Source organism: Sulfitobacter sp. 15WGC (assembly GCF_005068605.1).
In the GTDB taxonomy this organism is placed as follows: Bacteria; Pseudomonadota; Alphaproteobacteria; order Rhodobacterales; family Rhodobacteraceae; genus Sulfitobacter; species Sulfitobacter faviae.
Genome location: NZ_SZNL01000003.1, coordinates 249,374 through 255,224, shown reverse-complemented (window position 1 = coordinate 255,224; position 5,851 = coordinate 249,374). Strand labels below are relative to the sequence as shown.

The following is a 5,851-nucleotide window of genomic DNA, read 5'->3' as shown; positions in this document are numbered from 1 at the left end:
GTACCGTCAGGCATCGGACAGCGTGAAACGTCTGGTGCTCGAACTCGGCGGCCATGCACCTTTCATCATGTTCGATGATGCCGATATGGACCGGGCCGTCGAAGAGGCGATCAAGGCCAAGTTCGCCACCTCCGGTCAGGACTGCCTCGGCGCGAACCGCTTCTTCATTGCCCGCGACAGCTATGCCACCTTCTGCGCGCGTTTCACCGCCGCGACCGAAGCGCTCACCGTCGGCATCGGCGCGGATGACCCCGACATCGGCCCGTTGATGAACGAAAAGGCCGTGGCCAAACAAGAGGAACACGTCAAAGATGCGCTTGACCGTGGGGCGCGACTGCTTTGTGGTGGCAAGCGTCACGCGGCGGGGCCGCTGTTCTTTGAGCCGACGGTGCTGGCGGACGTGCCGCCCGATGCGCTGATCATGCGCGAGGAAACCTTTGGCCCCGTGGCCGCCATCGCGGCTTTCGACAGCGAGGATGAGGCGATCCAGCGGGCCAATGACACGGAGTATGGCTTGGTGGCCTATGTCCACAGCCAAGACCCCCGCCGCATCTACCGCGCCAGCCGGGCGCTATGTTTCGGCATGGTGGCGGTGAACCGCACTAAGGTGACCGGCGCGCCGATCCCCTTTGGCGGCACGAAACAATCGGGGATCGGGCGCGAGGGATCGCGGCTGGGGCTCGAAGCCTTTACGGAAGTCAAATACGTCTGCCGTGACTGGGCCTAAGATTTGAAAGACATGGCGCAAAGCCGCGCCGGTAGAAAGGAAAGACCAATGCTGAAGAACGATATGCTCGAACAATGGGACCGTGAGAATTTCTTTCACCCCTCCACCCATCTGGCGCAGCACGCCCGCGGCGAAAGCCCGACCCGTGTGATCAAGACCGCCAAGGGCAGCCATATCACCGACCGCGACGGCAACGAATTGCTCGACGCTTTCGCGGGCCTCTACTGCGTGAACGTGGGCTATGGACGCACCGAGATTGCCGAGGCGATTGCCGAGCAGGCGCATGAACTGGCCTATTATCACTCCTATGTCGGCCATGGCACCGAGGCGAGCATCACCCTGTCCAAGATGATCCTTGACCGCGCGCCCGACGGCATGAGCAAGGTCTATTTCGGCCTCGGCGGGTCGGACGCGAATGAGACGAACGTCAAACTGATCTGGTATTACAACAACATCCTTGGCCGCCCCGAGAAGAAAAAGATCATCTCGCGCTGGCGTGGCTATCACGGGTCGGGTCTGGTGACCGGCTCGCTCACCGGGTTGGAGCTGTTTCACAAAAAATTCGACCTGCCGTTGGCGCAGGTGGTCCACACCGACGCGCCCTATTACTACCGCCGCCCCGACGCCAACATGAGCGAGGCGGAGTTCACCGCCCATCTGGTGGGCGAGTTGGAAGCGCTGATCGAACGTGAAGGGGCCGACACCATCGCCGCCTTCATCGGGGAGCCGGTTCTGGGCACCGGGGGCATCGTGCCGCCGCCCGAGGGCTATTGGGCCGCCGTGCAAGAGGTGCTGAACAAGCATGACATCCTGCTGGTTGCGGATGAGGTCGTCACCGGCTTTGGCCGTCTGGGCTCGATGTTCGGCTCGGATCACTACGGGATGAAGCCCGACCTGATCACCATCGCCAAGGGTCTGACCTCGGCCTATGCGCCGCTATCGGGCTCCATCGTGGGCGACAAGATGTGGAAGGTGCTGGAGCAGGGCACCGATGAAAACGGCCCAATCGGCCACGGCTGGACCTATTCGGCCCACCCCATCGGCGCGGCTGCGGGGATCGCGAACCTCAAGCTGATCGACGATCTGAAGCTGATCGAGAATGCCTCGGACGTGGGCGGCTATCTGAATGCGCAGATGAAGGCCGCATTGGGCGATCACCCCAAGGTGGGCGACATCCGGGGCGAAGGCATGCTCTGCGCCGTGGAGCTGGTCGAAGACCGCGATGGCCGCACGCCCTTTGATCCTTCGCGCAAAGTGGTGCCGACCATCGTCGGCGATATGGTCAAGGCCGGTGTCATCGCCCGCGCCATGCCCCAAGGCGACATCATCGGTTTCGCGCCGCCCTTCTGCCTGACCCGCGAAGAAGCGGATAAGGTCGTGGGGGTCACCGCCGACGCGATCAAGGCGAACTTGGGCTAAGGCTCAAATCTACGAGACATTTAAGCGGCCCGGCGGAAACGTCGGGCCGTTTGCATTGAAGGGAATCACACCCCGCAAGAGGTGCCGCGGCTAGACCGATCAGAAATGAAAAAAACGGTAAAGGGGGCCGTTCATCGGGCCAAATTCCCCCGATATGGAAACAGTGCCCCGGTTTGTCGCCTATTTACTAAGAATTCGCCAAAATTAGGCCACAGTTCCCAGAGAAATTAGAAGAAAGCAGCGGTCCGTCCAGTTTGGGGCCCAAAGATTTTTATCTGTGGAGAGATGTAATGAGAATTCTGGCGGTGGATGACGATCCGATTATCCTCGAATTGCTTGGGCAATTTGTAGAGATCATCGGCGCGCATGACCTGACGACCGCCCCATCGGCTCTGCATGCGGTTGATATGTTGGGCGATCCCAACCTCGGGCCGATTGATTGCTTCATGCTTGATATTCAGATGCCGGGCATGGATGGGATCGAACTGGCGGAGCACATCCGCAATTCGGCGCGCCATGCCGATACGCCGATCCTGATGCTCACCGCGATGTCCGACAAACGCTATATCGACGCGGCCTTTGCCGCCGGGGCGACCGACTATGTGACCAAGCCTTTCGAGATTGCCGAACTGAAAGCCCGCATCGGGCTGGTCGAAGGCATGGTGAAAGAGCGTCAGCAGCGGACCAAGAAGATTTTCGCCGCCAAGACAATCGCCGATCAGGCGACGCATATGGAGCTGTTCGAGCCGGTCCCGATCTATGACGTGGACAATGTGATCGACTATACCGCGATGGAGAACTACGTCGCCCAATTGTCGCGCAGCGCGCTTTTCGGCTCCACCGCCTTTGCCTTCACTATCCGCGAGGTCGATGCCTTCCACGCGACGATGACCTCTTTCGAGTTCTATAGCCTTGTCTCCGATGTGGCCGAAATCCTGTCCGATACGCTCGTCGATCACCAGGTGCTGATGTCCTACGCGGGCAATGGCACTTTCGTATGTGTCACGGAGAGCGGCTGGCGTCCGAATATGGGCGGTTTGATGGATGCGGTTAACTTTGAGTTGTCTCAAACCGAATTGTTCGACAATAATGGCGAGCGTGTTCACCCGCGCGTCAGCGCGGGAGAGGCCGTGCGGCTGATCTGGAAGAGCGGCAATTCCGTCATGGATGCGCTGGCGCAGGCCCATGCGAGTGCAGAAGCCGCCAGTGAGGCGCATACGAGATCGCTCAATGATTTTTGGCAGAATGATCAACAGGCATGACTAAAATGTTAGCGGAACTTCCCGGCATAGAGCGCATCAGGCAGCGCTTTGTCGAAATGCTGGACGAGCGTCAGACGCTGATCGCAACCCATGGGTTGGCCGCCTGGGACGGGACCACCGTAGACGAAATCAAAAGCAATCTGGCCAGCGCGCAGGCCATTCTGCACCAGATCGCGGGCAGCGCCGGCTCGCTCGGCTTCGAAGAGCTGGGCCGTCTGGCGCGCAAATGCGAAACGCAGATTGTCGAGCATCTGGCCGGGCCACGCGCCAATCACGCGGATTGCCCGATCGAGATCATCTCGGAACTGGATGGGTTCGTCGCCCATTGCCGGCAGGAAATCGACGCCCACGCCTAAGGGCGCGGCGACCGGTATTGAGCCGGACCGAAACTTACTGACAATTTATCGAAAACCCGCCCGCAAGGGCAGGCCAAAGGCAAGTCGGCTTAGCCTGCTTGCATTGCCGCCTTGACCTGATCCGCCAGCGAGATCGGATCGAAGGGTTTGCTGATCACGTCAGCCGCCCCCAGATCACGCAGTTCTTCGATCTCGTTATGCTGGGCGCGGGCGGTCATGAAGATCGCGGGCACGTCGCGCAGGCTTTCCATCTCGCGCATCTTCTCTAGCGTCTGGCGACCGGTCATGCCGGGCATCATCATATCGAGCAGGATCACATCGGGCGTGTAGGACTGAACCTGATTCAGCGCCGCTTCCCCGGTCTCGCATTGGACGACGTCAAAATCGCCGCTCAGCTCAAGCGCCATCAGCGCGATTTCACGAATATCGGCGTCATCCTCGACGTGCAGCAGTTTGATCATTCCATACTCTCTCTAGGAGGCTTCGCGCAGCAACGCGGCCGGTTCCTCTGCCGCTACCTGAGAATTTTTCTTCGGCAGGGTAAAGTAAAATGTCGTACCAAATCCCTCACGGCTGTCAAAACCTATTTTACCGCCGAGATTCTCGACGATGGCTTTGCAAACGCTAAGTCCCAGCCCGGTGCCGCCTTTGTCGGCCCGGTTGGAATTGGACAGATCGGCAAACCGCTGGAACACCTTGTGCTGCTCGGAAGCCGGAATGCCGGGGCCACGGTCCGCCACGGAGATGCGCAATTCGTCGTCATTCTCTTCGGCGCGGATGGTCACACGCTCCCCAGGTTTGGAGAATTTGGCCGCGTTCGACAGGAAGTTCGTCAGCACCTGAATGACCCGGTTCGGGTCCGTGGTGACCTTGTTTAAGTCCTCCGTCCCTTCGACTTGAATGCGCACGCCATGGCGCTGTTCGAGTGAGGCATTGGCGGCGCTGGTCTCGTGCAGAAGTTCCGCGATGTCGACTTCCTCAAGATTGAATTCCAGCCGCCCGTTGGCGATTTTCTCAAGATCGAGGATGTCGTTGATGATCAGCACAAGCCGGTCGGCGTTGCGGTGAGAGATCTCCAGCAAGGCGCGCGCCTTGCTGGGCAATTCGCCCGCCGCCCGCGACAAGAGCAGCCCCATGGAGCCTTTGATCGAGGTCAGGGGCGAACGTAGCTCGTGACTGACCATCGAGATGAACTCCGACTTCATCCGCTCTTCGTTGATGATATCCGAAATGTCATGCAGCATGATCAGGAACCGTCCCGCCGCCCCACCGGTGGGCAGCAGCTTGATCGTAACTTGGAAATGGTTGCCAAACAGTTGCGTGTCGAACTGCGTCATCGCTTTGCCCGACTTTTTCAGCGCGCGGCAGGCGTCCAGCAGGGCCGGGTTGTCGCTTTCCTCGGTCAGGGTTTCGAGCGTTTGCGTGCGGTAGCTGTCCTTGCTCCAGCCGGTGCGGCTCATGGCGACGCGGTTCATATAGCTGAACCGCTCTGTCTCGGCGTCGACGATCCAGATGTCATCGCGCAACTCATAGAGCGTTTCCGCCGTGTCGCGTTCGGCCAGAAGTTCGTTGGCATGGGTCACATCGGTACGGGCCGAGATCGACCCGGCCCAAGCGCCCTTTTTGTCGAAAAGTGGCATCACGGTGCACTGCGTCTGGATCACCCGGCCATCGGCGCAGCGCAGCGGGGTTTCGCCCTGCCACGTCTTGCCTGCCATCAGGGTGGCGCGGATCTCTTCGGCAAGTTCGCGAAACTCTTCTTGATAAAGCATCGACACAGGCTGGCCGATCAATTGATCGCGGGTGTAGCCCGTCAGTTCGATGAAACGGTCGTTGACCTGTTCCAGCATCCCGCCTGTATCTACGATGTTCACAATGGCATGGCTGTCGAACGCCTTAAGCCTTTGTTCCATATCTGAATTATCGGCAGGAGCCTGCGGGTTTGGTTGCAATGCGGTCGCGGCAAAGGGCGTGAGCCCCGCCAGAATGATCGCACCGACGACGGGGATAACCTCCCCCATTTGGCCCGCGAAAATTGCGGATGTTGCGGTGTACCAGCTGCCGGAAATGGCAGTGCCCAGAAAAAA

The 5,851-nt window shown here is 59.7% G+C and carries 6 protein-coding genes; 4 read left to right on the top strand and 2 right to left on the bottom strand.

What is annotated here, in order from left to right; translation table 11 throughout:
• The 4 genes from FCK22_RS04205 to FCK22_RS04190 form a co-directional block, all read left to right on the top strand.
• Nucleotides 1-727: aldehyde dehydrogenase family protein (locus FCK22_RS04205; RefSeq protein WP_136720238.1), on the top strand; the 727-nt coding region annotated here is incomplete at its 5' end.
• 48 nt (nucleotides 728-775) lie between these two features.
• Complete coding sequence (locus FCK22_RS04200; RefSeq protein WP_067261061.1) at nucleotides 776-2,146, top strand: aspartate aminotransferase family protein; 1,371 nt, start codon at nucleotides 776-778, stop codon at nucleotides 2,144-2,146.
• Between the two features lie 290 nt (nucleotides 2,147-2,436).
• Entirely contained in the window at nucleotides 2,437-3,408 is a 972-nt protein-coding gene (locus tag FCK22_RS04195; protein WP_067261063.1) for a response regulator, read from the top strand.
• Complete coding sequence (locus FCK22_RS04190) at nucleotides 3,405-3,764, top strand: Hpt domain-containing protein (RefSeq protein ID WP_067261064.1); 360 nt, start codon at nucleotides 3,405-3,407, stop codon at nucleotides 3,762-3,764. Before FCK22_RS04195 ends, FCK22_RS04190 begins: the two co-directional genes overlap by 4 nt.
• Nucleotides 3,765-3,853: 89 nt before the next feature.
• On the opposite strand, the gene FCK22_RS04185 is transcribed toward FCK22_RS04190, so the two are convergent.
• Entirely contained in the window at nucleotides 3,854-4,225 is a 372-nt protein-coding gene (locus FCK22_RS04185; protein WP_067261066.1) for a response regulator, read from the bottom strand.
• Between the two features lie 12 nt (nucleotides 4,226-4,237).
• A partial coding sequence (locus FCK22_RS04180) for a PAS domain-containing sensor histidine kinase (protein ID WP_248646422.1) occupies nucleotides 4,238-5,851 on the bottom strand: 1,614 nt, incomplete at its 5' end.